Consider the following 26,568-nt stretch of genomic DNA (forward strand, 5'->3'; position numbering starts at 1 on the left):
AGTGTGAGTTAGAAAATCATGGGATTATCAAAATGTCCAAGAAATAGTTCCTTGGATTGTAAATGGCTCACCAGGAGAGACACGCAAGCGATTGAAAGCATTTTCAAAATAGTCTACGTCAAAGAGGTTTCTGATATTAATCGCCGCACGGAATCTATCTTGTTTGTAGAAGATAGCTGCATTAGTTGTTAAATAACTAGGTACTTCAAATGTATTTCCCGTATCTCCAGCGCGATCGCCTACATAAAACAATCCTAAACCAAAACCCAATCCCTGCAAATTGCCTCCTTGAATTTCGTAGGTTGTCCATAAACTAGCCGCATGGGGAGTTGTGCGTTGTACGCGATTGCCTACGGGAATGCTATTATCTTCGGTGACACGAGCATCGTTATAGGCATAACTAGCAAATACATTCCATCCGGGTAAAATTTCACCTGTAAGGCTGAGTTCAATACCTTGGCTGCGCTGTTCTCCAGTTTGCACAGAAAAGCCTATATTATTTGGATCGTCAGTTAAAACGTTCGATTGGGTAATATCATACAACGCCAGTGTTGTCGAAAGCCTCTGGTTTAAATCTGCTTTTACTCCCACCTCAAACTGCGTACCTCTGGTAGGCTTAAAGGTTCTACCATCAAAGGCTTGACCGATGGCTGGCTGAAACGAGCGACTGTAGTTAGCATAAAGGGAAATGGGCGGGATTGGCTGATAGACAATGCCCACGCGGGGACTAAAGGCACTCCCTGATTGACTGGTTTCTGTACCAGCGAGAAAATCTTTGTCGGTTTGGGTGAAGGTATCAAATCGACCACTGACGAGTAATTTTAAGTTGTCGGCGATCGCCACCTGATCTTGTATGATGATGCCAAGTTCATCAGTGACGGTATTAGTATCACTCTCAAATGTTATTGCTCCCACTGGTTGACCGTAAATGGGATTAAATAAATCAATGGGTGCGCCTGATCTACCCGTAAATTTTAAGCTATTGTTCAGCCTTCCTAGATCAATACCAAATAGTAATTGATGCTTGATTGCACCTGTTGTAAACTTGCCGATCACATTTGTTGTTAGTCTATAGTCACGATAGCGATCATTGGAATCGTTAGCTGTTCTCAGTAGGGTACGATTATCGGCTAAAAGCCTTGTACCAACGTTTAGTCCAATACCGTCATAGTTAACGTAGCCATACCGAAAAGAATTATTTAATGACCAATTCTCATTAAATTTATGCTCTAATCTATATCCAATTCTGGCAGTTGTGACATCAAGTTCGCCTTCATTAGTAATGCGGCTGCGGGGTATATCGCCATTAGGATTAGAAAAGATAGTGCCAATCGCAGGTAAGCCCAAGTTATTGTTCTCTTGCTCTAGATTCTTATAAACTCCTTCAATGGTCAAATTTGTATTTTTGCTCAGTTCCAGACTCAAAACTGGCGCAATCACTAGGTTTCTAGTTTGGCTCAGATCAGTGAAAAATCCTTGATCTCTGTAAGATGCGTTCAGACGATATAAGGCTTTCTTCTCATCATCTAGCGGCCCCGATAAATCCACCTCACCACGGTAAAAATCAAAACTACCCACAGTTGCTTCAACAAAGTAGTAGGGATCTCGTAAAGGTTGTTTGGTGACAAAGTTGACTGTTCCGCCTGGAGATGTTGAACCCAGTAAAACTGAGTTTGGCCCTAGAAGAATTTCAATATTTTCGATTCCTGTCAAATCAGGCCCCACGTTAGAGGCTAAACCGTTAGTCTCTTTAATACCATTCAGCGTAGGTTGACTAAAAAATCCTCGTACCTGCAATCGCAACGAGTCAAAATTAGAAGGTGCTGCGTTACGCACACTGGGAGCGTTTAGCAGCGCGCTGGATATATCGGCGCGTTGATCCCGCAACACTTCTTGGGGAATAATCTGAATTGATTGGGGAATATCTCGCAGGGGTGTATCTGTCCGCGTTACCGTACTCGCATTGGGGACACGATATCTATCTTGCTCTCCCGTGACTACCAACTCAATTGGCTCATCCTGCTGTGCTGTTGGTTCTGCTGGTGGTGTTTGACTTGTTGGCTGTTCTTGCGGTTGCTGCGTTGCTGTTGTCGTAGATGCTACTGCAAAAATCAGCCCTTCATCCCCATCAAATAACTCAACTGTGGGCAAAGCCGTCTCGCCGTTCACGGTGACTCGTACAGTATTTGCATCAATATTTGTAACTGTTATTTCAGTAATTCCCGCAATTGGTTTTTCGGAACGAAATGTGAAAGCTTCTCCCGATGGTAAACGCAACTGAGCATTGGGGACATCTGCAATAAAGTTATTACCTTCACTGCGATTTGTGATTTGCAGTTTTTCCCCAAGGGTAGTTTCTAAAATTACCTCGACACCTTTTTCAGTGGGATTAGCTTTCACACCTGTAATTGGGACAATATCCCCGCTTGGTGTCTGTACCAACATGATGGCACTAGTCCCCGGTAGTTTAATTTCACTAAGTTGGGGAATTGGAGAATTGTTTTTTTGTTTTGGGGATAAAGAGGGTATATCTATTGTTTCTGTATCTTGGGGATTGGGTTGATCCTTTGCCCATACCGGTTGTACTGCAATTATATTGAAGTATCCACAAAGGCTGATGATAAACCATAAATGAATACTGGGGGACAAACACCAACGCTTCATCGTTCCTCACACCACACAATAAACTTATCAAAGTCAGCCTATTACTGCTAATAATTCTTAATAGCAGTTAAAGTAGTATAGGGAAGTTACTCGCAGGGTGTCTATCCAAAAACCGCCAGTTATGATCCAAAAACCGTCTTGTGACCTGCCAAACATTGTCTAGGTGTGATGCCAAATCGCCGCTTAAATGCCGCCGAAAAATGACCTAAATGCCCATAGCCTACGAGATTTGCTACTTCTGCTACTGTTGGTTGGCGTTGCTTGTTGCAGACATCTCCTTGGCGTAATAATTGTTCGGCTTTATCTAAGCGCAACTGTGTCAAATAGCCTACAACCGTTGTCTGAAAAATTATTTGAAAACCGCGTTGTAGGGTGCGATCGCTCACGCCTACCAGTTGAGCTAATGTTGATAGTGATGGTGGATGCTCGATTTGAGCGGTTAAAATTTCTTTGGCGTGGTGGATACGGGCAATTGTATCTGGTTTGAGTTTTGGTAAGTTGCGAATCGGTTCTTGATTGTCAGCAATTAAATCTAGATACAAGGCTAATAACTCAAACACTTTGGCTTGTAAATAGAGGCGTTTGGCTGCACCGCGATAGGGTGGATGCCATAATTCTTGAGCAAGCGATCGCACTTTTGCTGTCACCTTTGGGTAAAAAGCCACCTTCCAATCCTCACCCTGGAATAGTTGCTTGATATTGTCTAGCTGCCGTTGTCCATCGTCCAAAAAAGATTCCAGCACCTCTGGCTCAATTTCTACATTCACAAAACTCAAACGCCCTCCACCTTGATGCTTTTCGGTAACGCCGGGCGAAACCCCACTACCAGAAAAATAACTGCGCGTCCCATCCAAACGCGGGTGAACCTCATCACAGTCAAAGAATCCCGATAACAAAATATTAATTTGAATTAAATGGTCGTGGGCAGGTATCTTGATCATCAAATCCTGGTGGTATTCGCAATCCGCGAAACCCAACGATACCCCAGGTGATAGCTCTATGTAACAAGAATAACCCTGACCAGCAACTTGCGGCATCTGCAAAACTTCCTCAAACCCATCAGAGACAAACTTCTGCACATGAGAAGCGGCAGTCTGCTGCCACATCTCATCCCAGTCCGATTTATTGAGGATTAATGTCATGGGGCTACAGACGCAAAACTAGATAGTTGCTATTAATTAGCAATTATCATATCACACCTGCTCATCTTCATTCATTAATCCGATGCAGCAACCTCCTAACGCTCTTCTATTACTCTCGTTAAATAACAATTCAGACCCCGTGATTTTTAAGGCTTTGATAAATTTAGGAGTAGTAGCGTGTCAAGCCTTAAATGTTGCATTAAAACATCGATTTTATCCGCGTACCCTGCGGGAAGCAAGCTACATCTGTGTTTAATTTTTCCAATTTAATCCACTATTTTAGCCTTGATACGCCAGTAGGTTGGGTTGAACAACGTGAAACCCAACCTACATTTTTTTCTTTCATCAGAGTCATAAAATAGCACTAATTACTTACAGCTACATTAAAGATTAGTTCTTCTAGCGTACCGAGTAATTCTTGCTCATTGTAAGGTTTAGAAAAATAAGCTCTAGCGCCTAACTGCATGGCTAGTTGCCGATGTTTATTGCTACTACGAGAAGTGAGCATGGCTACTGGGATATTTTTTGTCTCCAAGTTGGAGTTAATTCGGTCTAAAAAGCCATAACCATCAAGACGTGGCATTTCAATATCACAAATTACAGCTTTCACTTTTAAGCCACTCTCTAATTTTTCCCAGGCATCTTCACCATCTTTTGCTTGTTCTACTTGATATCCTCCTTTTTCTAAAGTTAATGCTAGGAAGCGACGCACATTAATGGAGTCATCAATGATTAAAATGGTGCCTTTGTTTTGAGTGGGGGGTGCTGGTAGTTTGGCACTATCAAAGAAGAGGAAGGGCGTTTTTAGTGTAGCTGATGATGATTGGAGATTTTTGGTGGGGTGTTGATTGGTGGCAATTTTATACAGGAGTTCATTGGTATTAACTAATGCCACAACTCGACCATCACCTAAAATGGTGCAATTACTAAAGCCTTGGGGTAAGGGTATATTGCCCTCAACTTGGCGGATAGCAACTTCCTGTTCACCCCAGCAACGGTCTACCAATATAGCAACTGGTTGATTATTGCCTTTAACTATTAAGACGCTATGGGCATTAATTGCTGGGGGTGTTTCTAGTTCTGGGCTATCGTAGCGGGGACAGTTAAATTCTAGGTGGCGACCAAGGCGAATGAGGGGAAGCATCGTCCCTTGCCAATTGAGGACTTCATTACCCGCCATTGGGAATACTTGCTCGTTTTGCAATAGGGAGATTTCCGAAACCACATCGGTAGGAAATGCTAACAGCATTTTGTTGGTTTCTATTAGCAACACTCTGGCGATGGAAAGGGTAAATGGTACTGATAAGGTAAAGGTTGTACCAACACCTAATTCTGTATCAACTGTAATATCGCCGCGCACTAGTTTGAGGTTATTACGCACTACATCCATCCCCACACCACGACCAGATAAGGCGGTGACTTGTTCGGAGGTGGTAAACCCTGGTTCAAAAATTAGTGATAGGAGTTCTTCATCAGTGGCGTTGGCTAGCAAAGTCTCATCTATCCCCATTCCTTGGGCGCGGGTGCGGATTTTATCTAAAGAAATGCCCCGACCATCATCGCGCATGGTGATGATAGTACGATTACTGCGGTGAGTGGCAGTAATTTCAATTAAGCCTTGTTCTGGTTTGCCTAATGCCTGACGGGTGGCAGATTCTTCGATACCATGATCAAAGGCATTCCTTAATAGGTGCATTAATGGCTCATTTAAGGCTTCTAAAATGCTGCGTTCAATTAAGGTGTTACCACCTGTAATTTTCAATTGAACATTTTTGCTGTATTCTACATTTAAATCGCGGATGGCTCTGGGGAAACGCTCAACTAAGTCCGACATGGGGCGCATTCGGATATGGTTGAGCTTGGTTTGTAATTGTTTTGATGTTTTATTGAGTTTACGGGCGACGTGGTCTGTGTCGTCAACGCTGAGTTGAATATCTGTGGTGACTTCTTGGACTTGGACAATAGTTTCCACTACTGTTTGCGATCGCAAGTTTAACTCATTATACCGATCCATCTCTAAGGCATCAAACTCGCTCTCTGGGTCTTGGGTCTGTGGATATTCTGCACCATGATGAGCATTTACCAAGTCTTTGGTAGTTTTTCGCTCCTGAATTGTCCGCAATTCTTGATTTTCCCGTTCTAGGGTATGGACACGCTGGTTTAGGTTACGTACAAGTTTGCGTAATCTTTCAATTTGAGAGTTAAGGCCATTACGTTGGACAATCAACTCACCGAATAAATCATTTATTTCTTCTAATTGTTTACTAGGAACACGGACTGTATTTTCTGGATGTTCACGGTCTTTGTTAGCAAGTAATGTATAATCTGTTGTTGTATTTTCTTTAGCAAATTCTGTCAGTATTTCGGGGAAATTAATAACGCTAAGGGGATTATGATTATTCTTTTCTGATACTGTCAAATCTTCAGGAATAAAATCTGATTCTATAGATGTTTCTGATGGTTTATCTGCTTCAAATTGTGGTAGAGATGGAGTATGTACGGGGATATGAACTAATTCACCAAATTGGAGTTCTGTAGGTAATTTATCACGTTGATTTGTTAAAACTAAAGCTTGCGATCGCCGCCATGTTTGTAATGCTAATTGGGCAATTTCTGAGACATTACCGTTGGAATTTTCTATATGATATTTAATAGATTCACATAGTTGGGTAAAAGCTGGTAATTGCAACATTTCTCCCAAACCGCCCAATTCCGCCGCCATGATGGCGACTTCTTCTTGTAAACAAGGCTGGTTTTGATCTACCAAAACCGACTCTAGACGCTGGAGACACCCTTCGATTTCTGATTCAAATAACAAAGGAATGATATCTTGCCCCTCCTCTGGTGATAGCATGGTTGCAGCATCTTCCGGAGTTGGATCACCAAGGCGATCGCGCAATTCATCAAAGACTGGGTGACAAAATGTCGCTAACCAATCATCTTCTACCGCATTTCCTTCTCCTAGTAACTGGAGAATTTGCCGCAACCAATCAACAGCAGAAAGTAATAAACTTTGTAATTGGGTATCAATTTCTAGGGAATTTTTGCGGGTTTTTAAAACCTTAAAAGCATCTTCTAAACGATGAGATAAATCACTCAAAGCGCGAAATCCCATCATCGCCGCCCCGCCCTTAATTGAGTGAGCAGCGCGTAATGCACCGTTAATTTTTTCTAAGTCAATGCGGTGACTTGTGTCGATTTCTAGTAATACCCCTTCTAGAGTATTAATGTAATCTGTAGCTTCTTCCAGAAATTGCATCTGGATTTCTAATTCTTTATCTTTTGACATAGTTTTTGTCAGTGGTCAGTTGTCAGTTGTCATTGGTCAGTTGTCATTAGTTAACAGTTAACAGTCAACAACGAACTCTTAACTCACTTTAAAGGTACCCACAGTTTTTTGTAACTGATGAGAAATTTCTACAGTTTGTTTGAGAGATTGGGCTACTAGGCGGGAGGAATCGCTGCTGCGTTGTGAGACAGAGGCGATATCTTGCATGAGTCTATTAACAGTTTGTGATGTCTCTACTTGCGATACAGTAGCGGTGGAAATTGATTGAATTAAAGAGTCGATTTGCCGTGATACATCTAATATTTGACCCAGGCTTTGTTTGGCTTCTTCCACAATTCTTGTCCCTTCCACTACTTGGGTAGTTCCTACTTCCATCGCCTTGACGACTTCGTTAGTTTCCCGTTGAATGTTCTCGACAATTTGCTCAATTTCTTGGGTAGCGACTGCACTTCTAGCGGCTAGTTCGCCAATTTCTTCGGCGACTACGCCAAAACCTTCGCCTTCTTCTCCAGCACGGGCGGCTTCGATACCTGCGTTGATGGCGAGGAGGTTGGTTTGGGTGGCGATTTGGTTAATGATGGAGACGACGCGGGAAATTTGTTGTGAAGATTCTCCCAGGCGTTTAACTTTTTTGGCAGTTTCGCCGACGGTGGTGCGTAAGGACAAGATGTTTTGTACTGTCAAGTCCATTGCTTGTCCACTTTTGGTGGCGGTAAAGGCTGCATGATTAGCTACGGTGGCTGCTTGTTGGGCGCTGTCGGCTACGGCCTGCATGGAATGGGTCATCTTATCAACTGCGTCTAGGGTACGGTTGATTTCCGTGGCTTGGGTGAGGGCTTCTTCTGCTAGTTGACGGATTGCACCTTCGTTGGAACCGATAGCAGTGTTTAATTGACCAGCTGCTTGTTTGACTTGGGTGACGATATCGCGGAGGTTTTCGACTATGGAGTTGAAAAAGTCCGCAACTGTACCGATTTCGCCAGCCGTCACGTCTGCACGGACTGTTAAGTCACCTTTGGCGACACCTTCAACATTGCTGAGTAGTTCGAGGAGTTGTAATTGTAAAACATCTTGTGGTTGCCATTCTTGGTCAGGGTTGGTGACGACAAATCCTTTTTGTTTGACCACAATTTGCAGATGTTCGGCGACTTGGTTAATGTTGGTAGCCAATGCGCCTAACTCGTCTTCCCTTTCTACTTCTATACGGCTGGGGAATTCACCTTGACCGAGTTTTGCTAAGGTGGTGGTCGCGTTGGATAGGGGTTGTATGGTACGGTTAGCTAACCAAGCTGCGATCGCTCCTACTGCACAAGCTGCAAATACTGTACCCAAAAGAATTGTCCACAATAGCTGTCGTTGTGGTTGGAATAAAGCATCTGCATCGGTGGTCAAGAGAACTTGCCAGTTTAGGTCTGGTAGTCCCGCTAAGTTTTGCGGTGGTACATAACTAAGTAATACGGGTTTTTTATTAACTTTGGGAGTGGTAAGGAAACTGGCAACTTTTTTACTATCTAGAGGTGCGGCTAAATCGGGATAATTGGCTTTGGCTTCTTTACCTAATAGTTCTTTTTCTGGGCTGAGGAAAATTATCCCTGAGGTATCGAGTAAATTATATGTATTGCCATTAACAGCATAGTCTTTGATGACCGCTTCTAGAGCTTTGATGGGCATCTTAGCTCTGACCACAGCGATAATTTGATCTGTGGTAATATCTTTCACTGGTGCAGTTATATCAATACTTGATGGTTCTGATTGTTGAATAATGGGTGCTTCTTTCTGGAGCGTTTCTTGAAAATAACTTTGACCTTTTTGATTATATAAACTTTCCCCTGTAGACTGGGCAATCACATCCCCTTGAATATCGAATACAGCAATACTTTCGTAATTTTGATAAATTTCGATAATACTATCTAATACTAGTTGTTTTTCTTCTTTACTTGTTCTACTACTAACTTGGGGATTTGCTAAAAATGGTAGGCGGGAAATAAATTGAATATCTGCATAACGTCCCAACATGAAGCGGTTAACTGTGTCGGTTAATTTAGTGGCGGTTGTTTGTTGAGCTTGAGACGTTTGTTGGATAATTGATTTATTGAGTAAGTTGTAGGCGATCGCACCAACGGTTAAAATGGGGAGTGTACCGAGTGCGATCGCTAAAGCTACGGCTTTTGTTTTTAAGCTTAAGCGTTGGTAATAAACTCCTAAATTCTGCTGATTAACAAGATGACTCAGCTTATTGGAGATTCGTCCAATCCCATTACTGGATTGTTTAGCAGAAATCAATGATGGTTGATTTTGAGCATCATCACTCTTAGCCATGTCGGTTTTATTAATCATAATTGCAGTTAGGGAAAATAATTAATGAGAACAGAAAATATTTTATTGATACTTTTGATTACCAATAAGTACAGAAGAATTGACAATTGCTTGAGCATCTAACACAAGGAAATTTTCTTCCTGTTGTGTCACACAACCACGTAGATAAGGAACCAAACTAGATGCCACTTGTCCAATAGGTGACCGAATCTCATCAGGCATGAATTTAGTTATGCCTTTAATCTCTTGTACTACTAAACCCAATAATGTTGATTCTACTTTAATCACAATGACACTATATTGATGTAACCGGTTTTCCAACGATTCCAAATTGAGCATTTTTGGTAAATCAATTGCCCAAACTATCCGACTGCGCCAATTCATTAAACCTAAGACACAAGGTGGCATATTTGGCATAGGTGTAATAGATTCCACAGGAATCAGAACTGCTTCTTGGGTATGGTTCATCGCTAAAATAGCAGCACTTTGCTGATTGAGGTAAAATTTTAGATAACCATCTCCTGATTTATTTTGAGGTGACAGAGGAGTCATTAAACTTTGTGAGTTATCCATTGATTTAAATCACTACAGATTTAATAGTACGCAGCAGATTTTCGCGGGTATAGGGTTTTGTAATATAGGCATCTGCACCTTGTTTCATTGCCCACAAACGGTCTATTTCTTGGTTTTTAGAACTGCAAATTACTATCGGGAGTTTTTCTGTAAGTGGATGTTTTTTCAAGGAACGACATAACTCAAATCCACTCATTCCCGGCATGACAACATCAGTGACAATTACATCAGGATTTTCTAATAAAGCTTTCTCTATAGCTTCCTTTGCACCAGCCGCCTTAATTACGTCATAACCACTCTCTTGTAAATAATGACTCATCAGTTCTAATTCACTAGGTGAGTCTTCAACAATCAAAATTTTGCCGACTAAGGTAATACTCACTCTTCAATCTCCTGCCTTAAGTAATATGTTTAAACACCATTTTTAATAATTCCGACTGGTCAAAAGGCTTAGTTAAATAGCCTGAAGACCTGACCATTTTTGCTTTAGCCCTATCAACAAATCCTGTTCTACCAGTCACCATAATAATAGGCGTATTTTTAAAGGCTGAATGTCTCCGTAATAGGGAACATAATTCATATCCGTCTAAATTGGGCATTGTCACATCGAGTAAAATTAAGTCTGGTTTACTCCGCAGAACTTGCATTAAAGCTTTCACAGGATCATTAATAGTCACCACTGTAAATACATTCTCATCTAGAAAACTTCTGATGGAATTTAAGACTGTCTGACTATCATCAATACAAGCAATAGTATATAAAGTTTTTCTAACTAGCGATGGAGGATTAATTGGCTGAGAGTTTACGCTATTCTCAGGATGATTTTGGTTTGATGATGGGGATGAGGCGGGTCTAGTTGATGGCAAAACTTGCGAACCACCACCCGTATTCACAGATGGTGGTGTAGGTTGGCGTTGTCGTAATTGTTTTTGGCAATATTCAACTAATAAACGCAAATCTAAATAACAGAATTTTGGCATTTCTTCCCAAAGAATGTCAGGGAAAAACTCATAGCTTCCCTGTTTGATGACTAAAAATGTCTCTATTACTTCCTTTGCTAGTTCTTCTATCAAGATGGCGGCTTGTTTGGGGTTAATATGGTTCTGATTTACAAGCCAACAAATCGCCTGATAATCTGCATATAACATGGATTGATCTTCACCCTTGGGTTCAAACATCAACCGCATTTGTACACGGGTAGCGCTGTTCAGAGTAGGTATTTTTTGACTTAAGCGCCGCAGTTGATTATCAAAACGCTCAAATAATTTATCTGAGTAGGAAGCGTAAGTAAGTTTACCTGCTTCTAAATTAATTGTCCAAGATGTGGTGTCTGTAAATACGCGTAAGCAGCCTGTAGCATGACGACTGGTGAGTTGAGCTAAGAGGGATAGGGGATGTAGTTTATGATTTAACCTGTAGTTATTTATAGGAGTTGTACTCATTTTGCTTTTACTTTAGATAAATTCCATAGGTGTCAACTTAGTTGATGGGGAAGCTTCGCCACAAGTCCTATCATGAATTGATTAACTAAGTAGGTGATAAAAAATACGAGAGTTATTGAAAAGGATTTGTCATAAACTACTTATACAGAATATGTTTTACGATAATTTAATCCCTAATTAGGTGTAAAATTTAGTAAATTCATTAACTCTAATACATAGAGGAATACGACTTGTGGAAGGTCTCATCAACAAAAGTTAAATACCAAAAATTTATATTCCTCTGAGTAACTTTTAATTCATAAAAGCTAAATTAGCACTGTTAATTTAACAGAATTTAACTAAAGTCTTATCAGTATTTTCACTTAAAAAATTTTTGTTAACTGAATCTAGTCTCATTTTGCTGCTTGATTCAGTATGGCTACGCAACCCTTCAACAATTCAGCCATGACAATTACCTCGACTGCTACTAGTGTAATTGTCTATATAGTTCCCAACTTTTGACAAAATATTTATGAAGTTTGAGGAATCTGGTAATGGCTAATGGGTAATAGGTAATTGGACTATTACCCATTACCAATGACCAAATTTCTCATCCCCTTGGAGGCGGGGGATTTTCATCCTAGAAATCCTTGTGAGTAAAAGGTTTGGCATTTTCCCCTGTGTAAGTGGCGACAATATGTCCTGCACCTGTCATCTGATATTTATATGTCACCAGTCCTTCTAAACCCACGGGGCCACGGGGGGGCATTTGTTGAGTGCTAATACCTACTTCTGCGCCAAAGCCATAGCGGAAACCGTCGGCGAAGCGAGTAGAACAGTTGTGAAAGACTCCGGCTGAATTAACTAAGCCAAAGAAGGTTTTAACGGCTGCCACATCTTCGGTAATAATGGCATCGGTATGACGAGAACCATATTGATTGATATGAGCGATCGCCTCGGTTAATGAGTCTACAATCTTAATGGACAAGATAAAATCGCTGTATTCTGTTTCCCAATCTATGGCTGTGGCGGCCGCAATCTCAGGTAATATCTGCAAAGTCCGTTCATCCCCTTTCAATTCCACCTCACGTTCAGCTAAGGCTTGGGCTACTTTTGGTAAAAATTCCGCCGCAATTGATTGGTGGACAAGTAAGGTTTCAATGGCGTTACAAGCAGCCGGATACTGCACCTTTGCATCGACGCTCACAGCAATTGCTTTCTCTATATCTGCGGACTTATCTATATATACATGGCAAATGCCATCGGCGTGACCAAGTACAGGAATACGAGTATTTTCCTGAACAAACCGCACAAAAGAGTTAGAACCTCTGGGAATAATTAAATCTACATATTTATCTAGGCGTAAAAGTTCTAAGGTTTCTTCTCTGGTGGTGAGTAACTGTACTACCTCAGGATTGACATCTGTGGTTGATAATCCCTGTTTCACAGCCTTTACTATGGCTTCGCAAGAACGTACAGCTTCCTTCCCACATTTGAGAATCACGCCATTACCCGACTTGATAGCTAAGGAGATAATTTGAATGGCTGCTTCTGGACGGGCTTCAAAAATAATCCCCAACACTCCCAACGGGCAAGTTATCCGCTTGAGAACTAAACCTGTATCTAGTTCACGCTGAATTTGTACTTGTCCGATAGGATCTGCTAGTTTACCAACATCCCGCACCCCAGCGATCGCATCTCTTAATTTATGTTCATCCAACTGCAACCGCTTGTATAATGGCTTGGCTATCCCTTCAGCCGTAGCCGCTTCACAATCATCAATATTTGCCTGTAAAATTTCCTCCTTTGCAGATTCTAAGGCTTGAGCGACAGCAGCGATCGCTTGATTTTTCGCCTCGGTAGACAGCATCGCCAATAAACTTGCAGCTTGGCGAGTTTGTTGAGCGATGTCATTCAAGGAAGAAGCAACTTGGAGAGTAGTCATATTATTAGTCATAGTATTAGTTATTAGTTATTAGTCCATAGTCATTAGTCCATAGTCAACAGCCAACTACTATAGATAATATGCAACTGCTGCATTGGTTGAGCCAATTTCCCCCATCATTTACTGGCAAAAATCTGATAAGGTATCAGCTGCAAATCAATTTAAATTGCTTTAATGCCAACTATATCGGGTTTTTATTCTTATTGACCAAAAGAATGGGATACAAGCCCCGTCGTTCTAGGACGGCTTTTCTTGATTTCTGATGTACTCTTTTAGGATCTCTAATGGCGCACCTCCTACGGACACAGCGAAATAACTGGGACTCCACAAGGCTTCTTTGTGGGGTTTCTTGTATCCGGCTTGTCCATACCTGCGACTAGAGACACCTTTTAAAGCATTAACAATTTGAGAGATGGATAACTTGGGGGGATATTCAATAAGCGCGTGAACATGGTTGTCTTCACCGTTAAATTCAATTACTTGAAAATCCATTTTATTAGCTACCTCTCTAAACGTTTTTTCAATTAGTTCAATACTTTCCTTTGTGAATACAGACTTACGATACTTGGTAACACAGACCAAATGAATTTTTAAGTCCGTAACAGAGTGTCTTTCCCTGCGAAACTGGCTTGTCACTTCTTGTAGACCCTTCGGGTGAGCAGTCGCTACAAGTCGGGGAACCCGCCCAACGCGCTGCTCACCAATGTATAATACTTCTACAGACCAATTATACATTATCAATGAAAGCCAGATATCAATTCCGGTTCTACCCGACAGACCAACAAAAGCAACTGTTAGCGCAGTTGTTTGGTTGCGTTCGCGTAGTCTGGAATGATGCTCTGGCTGTTTGCAAACAGTCCGAAAAGCTTCCTAGTAACAACGACTTGCAAAAGCTGGTGATTACGCAAGCTAAAAAGACTGATGAGCGTTCATGGTTATCTGATGTTTCTAATATCCCTTTACAACAATCTGTTGCTGATTTAGGAGTTGCTTACAAAAACTTTTTTGATTCACTCAAGGGTAAACGCAAAGGCAAAAAAGTAGGCACACCCAAGTTTAAGAAGAAGACAAGTAAACAATCAGCCAGATTTAGAATTGGTGGTTTTTCGATTAAAGGAGATGAAGTCTACCTAGCTAAAATTGGCAACGTCAAGCCTCTAAAGTCAAGACAATTACCATCTGCACCAAGTAGTGTAACAGTCATTAAAGACTGTGCTAATCGTTATTTTCTTAGCTTTGTCGTAGAAGTAGAGCCTATTCAATCTGAAGCTAAAAACCAAAGCATTGGTATTGATTTAGGAATCAAAACTTTTGCGGTTATGAGTAATGGAGAAAAAGCAATCAGTCCCGATTACTCAAAGAAAGACCGCAAAATTCGCAAACTGCAACGCAAGATAGCAAGACAACAGAAGGGGTCTAAGCGTCGTGAACGAACCCGCTTAAGAATCGCCAAGCAACACAACAAAATTGCGGATACCCGAAAAGACTTCCTTCACAAACTTTCAACCAAAGTAGTTAGTGAAAACCAAGCTATTGTTTTGGAAGATTTGAATGTGTCAGGAATGGTCAAGAATCGTAAGTTAGCAAGAATAATTAGCTTGCAGGGATGGAGAGAGTTTCGGGTATTTTGTGAGAGTAAATCTGAAAAACTTAATCGGGATTTCAGGGTCATTAGTAGATGGGAACCTACTAGCCAAACTTGTTCTTGTTGTGGGTATAGGTGGGGCAAGATTGATTTATCTGTGCGCTCAGTGTTGTGCTTAAACTGCAATACTGAACACGACAGAGATGAGAACGCATCCCAAAATATAAAAATGGTCGGCATGGGGCATCGGCACGACCTTAAACGGGCGCAGAGGACAGGTAAGACTGGTTCGCCAGCACAGTCCGGTGAAGCGTCAAGAATCACCGCACCTTTAGGTCGGTGAGTATGTCAAAATTCTAGCGACCCTCTGGGTAACCAGTGCTAGTAAGATTTGTAGTGAAGTATGTTGAGTTAAAGTTATTTTGGGTCACACTTCTAGAATGCCTAAAAATTTTCTTTCGAGGATATTGCTTCTAGAACCGCATAACCTAGTCATAATAAATTGCAGCTTCATGTTGATAAGCTTTCATGCAATTATTTGCGTTGCTGCTCTACATAACCGTCTCCTCTATAAGAGAAATACTTGCATCGAATTATACGCAAAATCTTCTCATTTCTCATCTTTTCTTTACAGCCTTTACCTGTTAAAACAATTAAAGCTAAATTATGATCCCCCTGGTCAAATATAGGACTAAAGTTTGATTTTTGAATAAACTCCTTACCTATCAAAAAGCATTTTCCTCTATTCTTATCCCAAGCAAGGCAATTCAAAAACCAAAACTGACTGCTATATTTTGCTTTTCTGCTATTAGTCTAACCACTGAGGTAGTGAGAATTACTCAGCGTGGGTGAAATTTTAATTTGTCTGATGAATTGGCTTTTTTAGGATAAAAATCACTCGATAGGGCGTATCAAGCATGACCACTATGGCTGACCCAACTAACAGCAAAGTACCTGATAATCAACCAACACTTAAACAAGGTGATACAGGGGAAGTAGTCAAAGAACTACAAAGGCTATTAAGGAGTTATTATTGTTATTCTGGGCCTATTGATGGGGTTTTAGATTCAGAAACAGTTGGGGGAGTAATTTTATTTCAGCATCGGGTTTTTATCCCAGAAGATGGAATTGTTGGCTATAAAACTTGGCAAGCTCTATATGAAGGAAGAGTAATTGATTTACCTATTTTGAAATATGGTAGCCAAGGTGAACTGGTTAAAGCCTTGCAACAAAGACTCCAAAATGCTGGATACTATACGGGATTGGTTGACGGAGATTTTAGCTTAGTTACGGAAGCAGGTGTAAAATCTTTTCAACTACGAAATAACTTAAAAGTTGATGGTATTGTAGGCGATCGCACTTGGGCTGTTCTCAGCAATACACCTATTTTTGACAGTTAAAGAATATAAGTTTTCCATTATCTAGATATGGAAAATTTATTATGTTATCTCCCCATTGATGCCAGATTATTAAGTATGCAAATCTCTCTTTTCCTTGACTATTAATCACTAATCATCTTTTTTAGAAAAAATTACAACCAATTACCAATTAATACATAGGCAGACCAATAACTTGGGGCGCTGTAGTTGGGATGTTGTAATAATTTTAGTTGGGCGCGGCGGAGGGCTTCGGCTTTAGTGATGTTGTTGTTTTTGAGTTCTCGATAGAAGTCGCCAACCAATAAAGCTGTTGATTCATCATCAATTTGCCACAGAGATGCTACCGTACTGCGTGCGCCGGCGCGGACTGCGGCTCCTGCTAGACCAAGAGCAGCGCGATTGTCTCCGGCTGCGGTTTGACAAGCGCTTAACACTAATAGTTCTACTGCACTCGGACGAATTTGCTCTTGACCACGCAGCAAGGTATCAAATTGGGTGACGTTGATTGGCCCATCTGATGCCAAAATAAAAGTGTTTTCAGCACGGGAACTAAACTGGCCATGGGTGGCTAAATGCACTACGTTAAAGGAGACGGTATTGACTTCTTTTTCTAGTGCTTCGCGGGTAAATTGCTGGTCGAACAAACTAGTAATGGAAACTCCCGCGCTAGCAATTAAATCTACTTCCGACTTGATTGCAGGTAATGGGGCAAAGTTGGGGTAATTTGGCGGGGGTTGAGTGAGTCCAGCAGTTAATGCTCTCAGGTCTCCTCGTTGTAGTGGTTTGGGGTCGAGGAGTTGCAAACCTACACTCAAGGCGATCGCATATTTTTCTATTAAGTATTGCTGTCCATCATAGAGTGCGCCTAGTGGTAAATTTCGTAATAAACCATCGGGGACAAACACGAGAGTTTTTACCCCACTAGCTGCTAGTTCTGATTCAATAGGTTTGATGAGCCAGTCATAAACCTGTTGTGATTGAGTTTTGACGGCTTTGCTAGCCGTGGGACGAACCAGATTTTCGCGTAGTTCGCTCAGAACTTTGTCTACTTCTTTTTGCTCAACATTAGTGCTGTAAAGTTGCAAAGGTTTGTGGGGAATTTTAACGATTACCTGAATTTGTCGCCGCAAAATAATCGGGTAGAGAATCGCCGCCGTGGGGTTATCTTGGTCTACCACTTGATCGAGTAACACTGTTTCACCTTGTAAACAGGCTTCCCGAAAGAAGTTATCTAATTCTGCCAATTGTAATGCTTCAATCCGTTGCCGGGCTTTATCAAGGATTTTTTCGTTAACTTTTTCTGGCTGGGATGACAATAATAACTCTACTGATTGCCTATAGATGGGTTCTACACTGTCGCGGAAGTTAAACTGCACATCTTGATTGACGGCTACTAAGTCACTGCGTAGGGATTTTAGGCTTTCTACTGCTGCATCATAAGCGGCGATCGCCCCAGATATATCTTTTTGCGCCCACAACAACCGCCCCAATTGCCACTGCAAGCGATAGATAATGTCTGAGGCGTTACTAGCCTGGGCTAAGATTAAGGCTTGTTGGGTGAGACTGTTGGCTTCTGACCACTGCTGGTTTTGTTCATACAAATTCCCCAAACTCAAGATTGCATAAGCTTCTGCCCGTTTATCATCCAAGCTGCGGGATTGCTGGATAGTTGTTGCTAATAATTTGGCTACATCCTGAGTGCTTGGTGCTAATGGCACATTTTTATTCCGCCCTTGGTTCTCGGAACTCGTAAGTTTCATGAGACTTTGAGCAAAGTTAATCTCGGCGTAGATAGCCGCACGACTAGGGGGTAATTGGTTGATTTGGTCTTGAATTGCTGGGATTAAAGCTGCCACTTCCGTGAATTTTTCGTTGTCCAGCAACAAACTGAGGTGGTTAACTTGGGCTTGAATTTTCGTTAAAGGTGCGGGGGATGCGGCTATTGTTTGTTGATAAAAATTGATCGCCTCTGATATTTGCAGTTTAGCGCGGGCATTGTTGCCCAAACTAAAGTAACTAGCTGCAACCTCCCCAGGTATTGCCAAGCGTTTGGCAACTTCTAGACTCTGTTCTAAGGTAGTGCGGGAGTCCATTAAATTCCCTGCTACCATCAGGGCATCACCAAGCGATCGCAATCCTACAGCTTTTTCCAGGGAGTCTGGCTGTGATTGTAATTTTTGTCTAACTTCTAGTAAAACTTTCACCGCCCGACGATAAAATCCTTGTGTCCGCCATGCCTGGGCTTGATTGATTTGCGATCGCACTTCGCCATTAAAATTGTTAGTTTGTTGATATATCTTGGCTGTGCGCTGCCAAGTGCTTAAAGCTGCCTCTGCTTTACCCGTCGCCAGTTGCAAACGGCCTTGAATATCTAATGATTGGGCTAATACTTGGGGGTTCTGTTCTTTGCCCTCAAGTAAATTTAAGCTGTCTGTAATCGCCTGCTGTGCTTGTTGCCACGCACCTATTTGTTGATAGGCTAAAGACAAGTTACTAAGAGTCGCTGCTAATTTGAGATTTTCACCCTTTTGCAGATATTCTTGTGCCACCTGCTGTAATATCTGCACTGCTTCGGCAAACCTGCCTGTATCGTATAGGGCTTTACCCTGTTCTACTAGGGAGATGGTAGAAGTGACTTGTGCGGTATGAGTTGGGGTGACTACTTTTGCCAACACTGGCGAATTCACCGTGCAGATCAACGCCAACAGAAAGCACAAAGCCAAACGTAAGGACTTGACCAGCTTACCCTTTATCTTCCGTATTCTTCCTGTAACAAAATCAGGATAATAGACCCTAGTAGTTTTATTCATGAATATGGCAGATGGTGGACGAAAACCAGGGATGTTGATGATTAACAGTAGGAACTGGAGCAACTAAAGCAATATTGCCATTGGTATCCATCACCCATCCCTGTGCTTCCACAATTTTAGGGGAATCAGGGTTATCCACAACATTAATGGGCGTAAAATTACTGATTGTTAACAAATGGTGAGGACTGGGGGAATTTTTGGTTTCCCTGTCTCCTGGAAAAGTTGCTTTCAGTCCTGGTTCTGTCTCACCATCTGAACTACAAACCTGGGTTAGCCTGGATGTATTGATGGGATTTGTAGAGAACGCAGCAAATCTCTGACGAGAGTCTACATCCGGCTGGTTAATTGTGACCATACTTGTGAAAGATGGGCTGGCCTGTGAGAAAGTCAGGATATCATTGGTGAGTAGAAATCCTGAGTCAAGCTGATTTGGGTCGGTAGTCCCTAAAATTTGCTCAAGTTCGCCTCGATTACGCACAACTAAACCAAGAAATTTCTGAGTACTGATTGTCACCCTACCCCCTGCACCCCCGAACACATTGGCGGTGATGTCGTTATTTTCATTGGGAGTTGCCACAATGAAAGGGCTATTAATTTCGATGTTGCCACCATTACCGTCAGCAAATGTAGAAATTTGACTATTAAGGCGTAGTCGCAATATGGCGCTGAGATTGAGATTTATATTGCCACCATTACCGGAGGTAGTTTGAGCAATCAATTGACTTTGGTTATCTAGTTTAAGCGATCGCGCCTTGATAGATAAATTTCCCGACTCTCCAGCCACCGTAACTTCTGCCCCATTTTGAATAATTAGGCGATCGCCTACAATATTTAAGTTATCTGCCGTTATCCTGGCTCCGTTTTCTACAGTCAGTAATCCAGTATTGATATTTAATGTGCTGTCATTGGTGGTAGTTCCTGCTTGAGTTACAGCAAAAATCCCACTACGAAAAATATCTAAAGATGAGGCTGTAGCAAATTGGGAAGTACCACTCACTTGCATACCTGCTGAGGCATTAATCAATAGGTCTCCCCCCTGACTTCCATACCTAGAAACATTAGATATTTGTGCGCCACCTTGAATATTTAACTGTTGAGTTTCTAAGGTAATTGTGCCAGTATTACCTGCATTTTCTGGAGCATCGGGGGCAACTTGCGCGAAAATTCCACTGGGAATATCGCCATCGGCACTTTCTCCCCTCAAATCTATAGAATCTGTAGCTCTAACTAAAATATTTCCCGTGTTTCCTGCACCAAATGTAGAAGCTTCTATCCCTGCACCATCTGTTAGTAAAAGTCGCCTAGTTTCAATGGTCAAATTGCCACCATTACCTGTCACATTGGCACAACTTTCCCCTAAAGAACAGACCTGTGAACCAATAAATGATTCTTCCCCCAGTTCTACCGAATCTTTAGCCGTAATCCAAATATCTCCCGCCTTAGCTTGAGATTGAGCAATAGTCAAGATATTAGAAATACCACCTACTTTTAAAGATTCAGTAGCATTAACAATGAGGCTATTTCCTGTTTGCAAACCAAAATTAACTGCAAAAACTAGTGAATCGTCAATAGTGACATTTCTCCCTTGAATTTGAATTGCACCACCACTATCTTGCATGGGGATACTACCAGTATTAACTAAAGTTCCAGCCGCAAGCCTGATATCTCCAAAATTTTGTACACCTGAATATCCAGCAGCGTAAGCATCATCAACTTGGCTGAGGCTGACAAAACCACCTCCAGTAACGCTACCTAGCTCAACTCTCCCCCCTGGCGCTTCCAAAAGACTACTTTCTAATAATAAATTCCCACCGATTAATCCTAAAGTTCTGCCATTTCCTACTTGCAATCCCAAAGGTAAATCAGCAACAATCGGCTGTTCAATATTTCCCGGACTATCACCAAATTGTAACCCTACAGGAACATTTACTGTTAATAAAGAAGTATTATTATTAGTAGTTGCATTAAATTCTAACCCATCAGCAAACTTGATACTATTTGCAGTCGTCGCCACAAAAGAACCACCAATATTTAAACTAGCATTTGCCCCAAAAATTATGCCCTGGGGATTAATCAAAAACAAATTAGCTCTACTACCTGAGGCGGCTGTAATCAAACCATCAATATAACTATGTGAGCCACCAGTAATTCTAGTAATAATGTTTCGCACTGCCAAATTGTGGTTAAAAATAGCAACATTTCCTGTAACATTGCTAGTTAAAACAGAAAAAGAAAATTCCCTAAAACTATGAAATAAATTTTCTCCCCTTTGAGTACCTCCCTCAATTACTCGGATGTTCCCTACAGGTCTAACAATAGAGTTAGTAGGAAGCGTATCATCAGGAATAATTTCTGCTTTTGCGGCTGTAAAGTTTAATAAACATAATGAAATACTGATGTTCCCGATTAAAAACTTAAATTTGGCCATATTTTTCACAAAATCAAATAAGAATAATTACAACTAATATCTGATTTGTGTGAAAAAAAACGGACTTTATTTTAGGGTTATTTATATTTTTTAAATCAATTATTTATAAGAGGATGTTTGCAAAGTTACTCTCTCTCTACAATTTTTGTCCTGTACTTAGTACTGGCCATTGCTTCTTGATACGTAGATAGTAGCTTTTGTCTCTCGAAAATTCCCCACTGAATCATTTAGAATATATCAACAAACATATGATTTACAAAAATAACACTATGAGCAGTAACCTCTTACAACGCATTACCTACAATCCCGAAATTTGTCACGGCAAGCCTTGTATAAGAGGACTTCGTTATCCTGTAGAATTGATTCTGGAATTACTTAGCGCAGGCATGACACCAGATGAAATCTTAGCAGATTATGACGATTTAGAGCGGGAAGATATTTTTGCGGCTCTGCAATTTGCTGTGCGTCTTAGCCAAGTTAAAAGTATACATAAAATTGCTTCATGAGATTTCTGGTTGATTCTCAATTACCTGCTCGACTTGCTCGATTCCTAGAATTTGCGGGTTATGACACAATTCATACAAGAGATTTGCCTAATCGAAATGCTACATCAGATATAGAAATTAACGCGATATCAATACGAGATGAGCGCATATTAATTACGAAGGATTCTGATTTTTTAAATTCTTTTTTAACGATTCAAAAACCGTTTAAATTATTACTTATAACAACAGGTAATATTAACAACTTAGAATTAGAAGCATTATTTGCAGCTAACTTAAAAGCTTTGGTCGAATTATTTGAGAGTCACTCCTATATTGAAATGAGTCGTGATTCAATTATTGCTCACCTGTAATTAAAACTGTACCTGTGTACACTGTTAGTCCATCTAAACGAGACGCACTACCAGAGAGAAACTTGTAGAAGTAATGTTGTAAACCTTGTGCGATCGCAATAGAAATTATAATCCAGAAACCAAGGCTATCAGACAGACGAAAAAAAATCTCGCTCGATAAAAACCCTAGTAGGACTTTCACTGCTTATATCTTGAGAAAATTTGAGCAGCGACTTAGAGCGATCGCGTCATAACCTGACACCCAAACAACTATACAGAACTATTGATAAATACTATCATTAAGGTAGTTACTTAATTACCCCTCCCTAAATTCATAACCAAAAAGTCAATTGATAACTGCCCACTAAAATATTGCTTATGACCATTACCCTAACCCTAGCGGAAGAAGAAGAACTATATGCACAGGCAGCGCAAAACAGTATATATAAATCTGCGTTGCCATTCTTTGAATCTTGGAGCGAAATACCCAAGCAACTCGGTAAAGGCTATATACAATGGATTGAGGTATATCCCGAACTTTGGTTAAAAATAGAGGAATATCAATATAGTGATGATGTCATATTTCAATACCCGGAATCAGAGCATCCTTTGCAATTTAGTGTTTTGACTTCAGGGATATGTAGAGATAATTTTGGGCAAGTGGGAGGCGGTTATACAGCAATTTCTGGCGGCGGAATCCAACCTTCTAAGAATATTTTTTACACTAAATCCCAGAAAATTGTCTCCGTTGACATCCAGATGCCACCGCAATTACTGGCGACTTTTTTCCCTGGTCAGGATGGAGAAATTCCTCCCGAATTGACAATATTTGCCAAGGGTGAAGATTGGCAAACACTAATTTTCCCGGAAGCGACAACGGCAGTTAATTTAGTTGCCAGGCAAATCATCAATTGTCCCTACGAAGGAATGACGAAACGGATGTATTTGCAGGGAAAAGTCATTGAATTAATGGCACTGCAACTAGCTCCTATTCTTGCCGAACACAAGAAAAGCCAACCATCCCCACGTTTGCGTAGAGAAACCATTGACTCTATTTATCAAGCCAGGGAAATTTTACTCTCTCGGCTAGAAAATACGCCATCATTACTGGATTTAGCGCAAACTGTAGGAGTCAGTGAAAGAACCCTTCGCAGGGGTTTTCAAGAACTATTTAACACAACGGTGTTTGGGTATTTAACTAACCAAAGAATGGAAAAAGCCGAAAAATTATTGTGCTCCGGTCAATTTCCTATCACAGAAGTGGCAATGATGGTAGGTTATTCGAGTTCATCGCATTTTACCGCAGCTTTCAAGCGTCAATTTGGCATTACCCCTAGAGAATGCGCGGCTGGTAAATTGTCCGTTTGGCGATAATAATTGCCGTTTGATGATAGATTTTGCAGCTAACTCTCTTTTATACTCGGCGTTACCCAAGTTAATAATCTTTCGCAATAATTGTTGATTTTAGTTATTTAGTAAAGGATTAAGCAATTGAGGCTGAAGCTGGGTAGATTCCTTTGGTGGGGATGTGAGGAGTATCAATAGGGAGTAATTATGAAGCGTTGCGACTTGACCGCAGGTATTCGTTTGTGGCTTTTTGTGAGTATTTGGGCATATTTGGCACAACCGGGATTAGCCGAGGAAAAGATACTCGATATACCCCAACTAGGAAACATAGACTTTCCTGCAACTAGCGCAAAATTATTGGTGCAAAAACCATCACCAACCAATCCACCTGCAACAAGTGGCGAAGTTATTGGTATTACAGGAGTAAAAGCCAACCCCACCGAGAAGGGTGTGGAGGTGATTTTAGAGACAACCGCAGGGGATAAACTACAAGTTGCTAACCGCAGTACGGGGAATAATTTCATTGCAGATATCACTGGTGGGCAGTTAAGTTTACCTGATGGCAATGCTTTCACCTTTAAGTCAGAAAAACCCATCGAGGGAATTACAGAAATTATAGTTACAAATATTGATGCGAATACGGTGCGGGTAACGGTGGTTGGTCAGAAAGCGTTACCTGCGGTTGAGTTATTTGATGATAATACGGGGTTGATTTTTACCGTTGCATCTATGGCGACAACAGCCCAAAAACCAGAAGAAAAACCGGAGGAACAACCCGCAGCGCAGCAGGATGACCCGATTGAGTTGGTGGTAACGGGGGAAGCAGATAGTTATCGTGTACCCAATGCAAGTGCAGCGACGCGGACAGATACACCATTGCGGGACATTCCCCAGTCGATTCAGGTTGTACCGCAACAGGTACTCAAAGATCAGCAAGTTAATACCCTAAACGAAGCACTCCAAAATGTTAGCGGTGTGATTCAAACAGCTTCTAATTACTCTCAGTTTGCCAGTTTCACAATTCGAGGATTTAATTCTTTTGACCAAGGAGGTAATAATTTTACTAGAAATGGATTGGGCTATCGTTTTGGAAGTCAAGGCACAAATTTTTCTAATATTGAACGCATAGAAGTTCTCAGAGGCCCTGGTTCAGTTTTATTTGGTAGTGGTAATCCTGGTGGTACTATCAATATTGTGACAAAACAACCACTAAGTGAACCTTTCTACTCTGTGGAAGCTGCAATTGGTAGCTATGATTTTTATCGAGGTGCAATTGATTTATCTGGCCCGTTAGATGATTCTAAAACAGCACTGTATAGACTGAATGCGTCCTACGAGAAAGCGGATAACTTTGTCGATTTTAATGATCGAGAGAATTTTTCTGTTGCATCAACTTTGAGCTTTGCCCTTGGTGAAAATACAACTTTGACCCTAGACCAAGAATACAATAAGGTCAATCAGGGTTATTACAATGGTGTCCCGGCTGTTGGTACTGTGTTGCCTAATCTCAACGGCAGGATACCTCGTAACCGCAGCATTGGACAAGCAGATAGCACTTATAGCCCAGAAATTGTGAGAGTTGGGTACAACTTAGAGCATAAATTCAGTGAAGATTGGCTGTTGCGAAATGCCTTTTACTATTCACACTTTTACAATAAAACTAGAGATACTTACTTCGCTAATGCTCTCGATCCTGACCAAAGAACATTACAGCGTGGTGTGCAAGATGCTGATGATAGGTATCAAACCTATGACCTCAGCACAAATGTTGTCGGTAAATTTTCCACCGGTTCTATCAAGCATCAACTTCTATTTGGTGTCGATTTGAGCAGATACGATCAATATCAGTCAGAATATGAGGGACGAACTGGTACACCGCTCGATCTTTTCAACCCAGATTATCGCCCAGAGAGGTTTGAGGTACTTTTTGCTGGTAACGAAGCTACATTAACAGATTCTTTGGGTGTCTACATTCAGGATCAAGTAACATTCGCGGAAAATTTTAAGTTACTTCTTGGTGGTCGATTTGATATCTTTGAGCAGACAAAAACAGATCGTCTCAGCAATACCGAACAGTTTCAATCTGGAAGTGCCTTTAGTCCCCGTGTGGGAATTGTCTATCAACCCATTCCTCCTATTTCTCTGTATGCAAGTTACAGTCGCTCATTCACCCCAACTATTGGTAGAGCTTCTGATGGTGAGCAATTTGAACCAGGACGCGGTACTCAGTATGAGATAGGAGTTAAAGCAGATATTAACGAAAAACTATCTGCAACGCTCGCTTTTTATGATCTTACTCGCTCGAATGTTACTACAAACGATCCTGCTAATCCAGAATTTTCCATTCAAACAGGGGAACAAAACAGTCGCGGTATTGAATTAAACGTGGCGGGGGAAATACTTCCTGGATGGAACATCATTGCAGGATATGCTTATACAGATGCACGCATTACTCAAGATAATTCATTGCCAATTGGCAATCGTTTAAACAATGTGCCAGAACATAGTTTAAGTTTATGGACGACTTATGAATTGCAAAAAGGTAATTTGCAGGGATTAGGTTTTGGACTAGGATTGTTTTATTTGGGCGATCGCCAAGGAGATTTAGCAAATAGCTTTAATTTACCTAGCTATCTTCGCACCGATGCGGCTATTTTTTACAAACGCGATCGCTTTAGGGCTGCACTTAACATCAGGAATTTATTTGATCTGAAGTATTTTGAGTCAGCTTATTCTGATTTAACAGTTTATCCAGCAGAACCTTTAACTTTACAAGGGACAGTTTCATGGCAGTTTTAATACTTAGAGGTGCTTGAGAATGACTTTAAGCTATT

At 41.1% G+C, this 26,568-nt stretch carries 18 protein-coding genes; 6 read left to right on the forward strand and 12 right to left on the reverse strand.

The features are described 5' to 3' along the window. Positions 1-27: 27 nt before the first annotated feature. The 9 genes from ACN222_RS10755 to tnpA form a co-directional block, all read right to left on the reverse strand. Positions 28-2,664, reverse strand: a complete 2,637-nt coding sequence (locus ACN222_RS10755) for a TonB-dependent siderophore receptor (RefSeq protein WP_010996316.1) — start codon at positions 2,662-2,664, stop codon at positions 28-30. A 119-nt stretch (positions 2,665-2,783) separates the two neighbouring features. Beyond that, complete coding sequence (locus ACN222_RS10760) at positions 2,784-3,770, reverse strand: helix-turn-helix transcriptional regulator (RefSeq protein WP_231865533.1); 987 nt, start codon at positions 3,768-3,770, stop codon at positions 2,784-2,786. A 400-nt stretch (positions 3,771-4,170) separates the two neighbouring features. Continuing rightward, positions 4,171-7,095 (reverse strand): hybrid sensor histidine kinase/response regulator, encoded by a 2,925-nt coding sequence (locus ACN222_RS10765; protein ID WP_010996319.1) that lies wholly within the window; start codon positions 7,093-7,095, stop codon positions 4,171-4,173. A gap of 78 nt (positions 7,096-7,173) precedes the next feature. Continuing rightward, the gene (locus ACN222_RS10770; protein ID WP_010996320.1) at positions 7,174-9,432 is read right to left on the reverse strand and encodes a methyl-accepting chemotaxis protein; all 2,259 of its coding nucleotides are present in this window, start codon (positions 9,430-9,432) and stop codon (positions 7,174-7,176) included. A 42-nt stretch (positions 9,433-9,474) separates the two neighbouring features. Continuing rightward, complete coding sequence (locus ACN222_RS10775) at positions 9,475-9,984, reverse strand: chemotaxis protein CheW (protein WP_010996321.1); 510 nt, start codon at positions 9,982-9,984, stop codon at positions 9,475-9,477. Positions 9,985-9,988: 4 nt separating this feature from the next. Continuing rightward, positions 9,989-10,366, reverse strand: coding sequence for a response regulator transcription factor (locus ACN222_RS10780; RefSeq protein WP_010996322.1), 378 nt, complete (start codon positions 10,364-10,366; stop codon positions 9,989-9,991). 16 nt (positions 10,367-10,382) lie between these two features. After that, positions 10,383-11,426 (reverse strand): response regulator, encoded by a 1,044-nt coding sequence (locus tag ACN222_RS10785; RefSeq protein ID WP_010996323.1) that lies wholly within the window; start codon positions 11,424-11,426, stop codon positions 10,383-10,385. A 619-nt stretch (positions 11,427-12,045) separates the two neighbouring features. After that, a complete protein-coding gene (locus ACN222_RS10790) occupies positions 12,046-13,350 on the reverse strand; it encodes a glutamate-5-semialdehyde dehydrogenase (RefSeq protein ID WP_044522932.1) in 1,305 nt (434 codons plus the stop codon). 237 nt (positions 13,351-13,587) lie between these two features. Then, on the reverse strand, positions 13,588-14,085 hold the full coding sequence (gene tnpA / locus ACN222_RS10795; RefSeq protein ID WP_010996325.1) for an IS200/IS605 family transposase: 498 nt from the start codon (positions 14,083-14,085) through the stop codon (positions 13,588-13,590). A gap of 5 nt (positions 14,086-14,090) precedes the next feature. Here tnpA and ACN222_RS10800 point away from each other — a divergent pair, with 5 nt between their 5' ends. Together ACN222_RS10800 and ACN222_RS10805 are read left to right on the forward strand one after the other, a co-directional pair. Beyond that, positions 14,091-15,278, forward strand: a complete 1,188-nt coding sequence (locus ACN222_RS10800) for an RNA-guided endonuclease InsQ/TnpB family protein (RefSeq protein WP_010996326.1) — start codon at positions 14,091-14,093, stop codon at positions 15,276-15,278. 574 nt (positions 15,279-15,852) lie between these two features. Then, positions 15,853-16,335 (forward strand): peptidoglycan-binding domain-containing protein, encoded by a 483-nt coding sequence (locus ACN222_RS10805; RefSeq protein ID WP_010996327.1) that lies wholly within the window; start codon positions 15,853-15,855, stop codon positions 16,333-16,335. Positions 16,336-16,466: 131 nt separating this feature from the next. On the opposite strand, the gene ACN222_RS10810 is transcribed toward ACN222_RS10805, so the two are convergent. Further along, positions 16,467-19,124 carry a CHAT domain-containing protein gene (locus tag ACN222_RS10810; protein ID WP_010996328.1) on the reverse strand — a complete coding sequence of 886 codons (2,658 nt, stop codon included), beginning with the start codon at positions 19,122-19,124 and terminating at the stop codon, positions 16,467-16,469. Then, complete coding sequence (locus tag ACN222_RS10815) at positions 19,117-21,552, reverse strand: filamentous hemagglutinin N-terminal domain-containing protein (RefSeq protein WP_044521260.1); 2,436 nt, start codon at positions 21,550-21,552, stop codon at positions 19,117-19,119. The genes ACN222_RS10810 and ACN222_RS10815 overlap by 8 nt, the downstream gene beginning before the upstream one ends. Positions 21,553-21,821: 269 nt before the next feature. Between ACN222_RS10815 and ACN222_RS10820 the strand changes: the two genes are divergently transcribed. Beyond that, on the forward strand, positions 21,822-22,058 hold the full coding sequence (locus tag ACN222_RS10820) for a DUF433 domain-containing protein (RefSeq protein ID WP_044522937.1): 237 nt from the start codon (positions 21,822-21,824) through the stop codon (positions 22,056-22,058). Then, positions 22,055-22,408, forward strand: a complete 354-nt coding sequence (locus ACN222_RS10825; RefSeq protein ID WP_010996331.1) for a DUF5615 family PIN-like protein — start codon at positions 22,055-22,057, stop codon at positions 22,406-22,408. The genes ACN222_RS10820 and ACN222_RS10825 overlap by 4 nt, the downstream gene beginning before the upstream one ends. On the opposite strand, the gene ACN222_RS10830 is transcribed toward ACN222_RS10825, so the two are convergent. Next, complete coding sequence (locus ACN222_RS10830; protein ID WP_096637137.1) at positions 22,392-22,589, reverse strand: hypothetical protein; 198 nt, start codon at positions 22,587-22,589, stop codon at positions 22,392-22,394. The two genes, ACN222_RS10825 and ACN222_RS10830, sit on opposite strands and share 17 nt — an antisense overlap. 176 nt (positions 22,590-22,765) lie before the next feature. On the opposite strand from ACN222_RS10830, the gene ACN222_RS10835 reads away from it, so the two are divergent. Both ACN222_RS10835 and ACN222_RS10840 read left to right on the forward strand, forming a co-directional pair. Beyond that, the gene (locus tag ACN222_RS10835) at positions 22,766-23,761 is read left to right on the forward strand and encodes an AraC family transcriptional regulator (protein WP_010996332.1); all 996 of its coding nucleotides are present in this window, start codon (positions 22,766-22,768) and stop codon (positions 23,759-23,761) included. A 180-nt stretch (positions 23,762-23,941) separates the two neighbouring features. Then, a complete protein-coding gene (locus tag ACN222_RS10840; protein ID WP_010996333.1) occupies positions 23,942-26,533 on the forward strand; it encodes a TonB-dependent siderophore receptor in 2,592 nt (863 codons plus the stop codon). The last annotated feature ends 35 nt before the right edge of the window (positions 26,534-26,568 follow it).

The sequence above is a fragment of the Anabaena sp. FACHB-595 genome (genome assembly GCF_048568275.1).
Classification (GTDB): Bacteria; Cyanobacteriota; Cyanobacteriia; order Cyanobacteriales; family Nostocaceae; genus Trichormus.

What these genes read in the sequence shown, in the direction of transcription:
- ACN222_RS10825 (WP_010996331.1), top strand. Translation starts at nt 22,055, where the DNA reads ATGAGATTTCTGGTTGATTCTCAATTACCTGCTCGACTTGCTCGATTC.
- ACN222_RS10800 (WP_010996326.1), top strand. Translation starts at nt 14,091, where the DNA reads ATGAAAGCCAGATATCAATTCCGGTTCTACCCGACAGACCAACAAAAG.
- ACN222_RS10775 (WP_010996321.1), bottom strand. Translation starts at nt 9,984, where the DNA reads ATGGATAACTCACAAAGTTTAATGACTCCTCTGTCACCTCAAAATAAA.
- ACN222_RS10760 (WP_231865533.1), bottom strand. Translation starts at nt 3,770, where the DNA reads ATGTGGCAGCAGACTGCCGCTTCTCATGTGCAGAAGTTTGTCTCTGAT.
- ACN222_RS10840 (WP_010996333.1), top strand. Translation starts at nt 23,942, where the DNA reads ATGAAGCGTTGCGACTTGACCGCAGGTATTCGTTTGTGGCTTTTTGTG.
- ACN222_RS10765 (WP_010996319.1), bottom strand. Translation starts at nt 7,095, where the DNA reads ATGTCAAAAGATAAAGAATTAGAAATCCAGATGCAATTTCTGGAAGAA.
- ACN222_RS10820 (WP_044522937.1), top strand. Translation starts at nt 21,822, where the DNA reads ATGAGCAGTAACCTCTTACAACGCATTACCTACAATCCCGAAATTTGT.
- ACN222_RS10810 (WP_010996328.1), bottom strand. Translation starts at nt 19,124, where the DNA reads ATGAATAAAACTACTAGGGTCTATTATCCTGATTTTGTTACAGGAAGA.
- ACN222_RS10770 (WP_010996320.1), bottom strand. Translation starts at nt 9,432, where the DNA reads ATGATTAATAAAACCGACATGGCTAAGAGTGATGATGCTCAAAATCAA.
- ACN222_RS10835 (WP_010996332.1), top strand. Translation starts at nt 22,766, where the DNA reads ATGACCATTACCCTAACCCTAGCGGAAGAAGAAGAACTATATGCACAG.
- tnpA (WP_010996325.1), bottom strand. Translation starts at nt 14,085, where the DNA reads ATGTATAATTGGTCTGTAGAAGTATTATACATTGGTGAGCAGCGCGTT.
- ACN222_RS10785 (WP_010996323.1), bottom strand. Translation starts at nt 11,426, where the DNA reads ATGAGTACAACTCCTATAAATAACTACAGGTTAAATCATAAACTACAT.
- ACN222_RS10755 (WP_010996316.1), bottom strand. Translation starts at nt 2,664, where the DNA reads ATGAAGCGTTGGTGTTTGTCCCCCAGTATTCATTTATGGTTTATCATC.
- ACN222_RS10805 (WP_010996327.1), top strand. Translation starts at nt 15,853, where the DNA reads ATGACCACTATGGCTGACCCAACTAACAGCAAAGTACCTGATAATCAA.
- ACN222_RS10815 (WP_044521260.1), bottom strand. Translation starts at nt 21,552, where the DNA reads ATGGCCAAATTTAAGTTTTTAATCGGGAACATCAGTATTTCATTATGT.
- ACN222_RS10790 (WP_044522932.1), bottom strand. Translation starts at nt 13,350, where the DNA reads ATGACTACTCTCCAAGTTGCTTCTTCCTTGAATGACATCGCTCAACAA.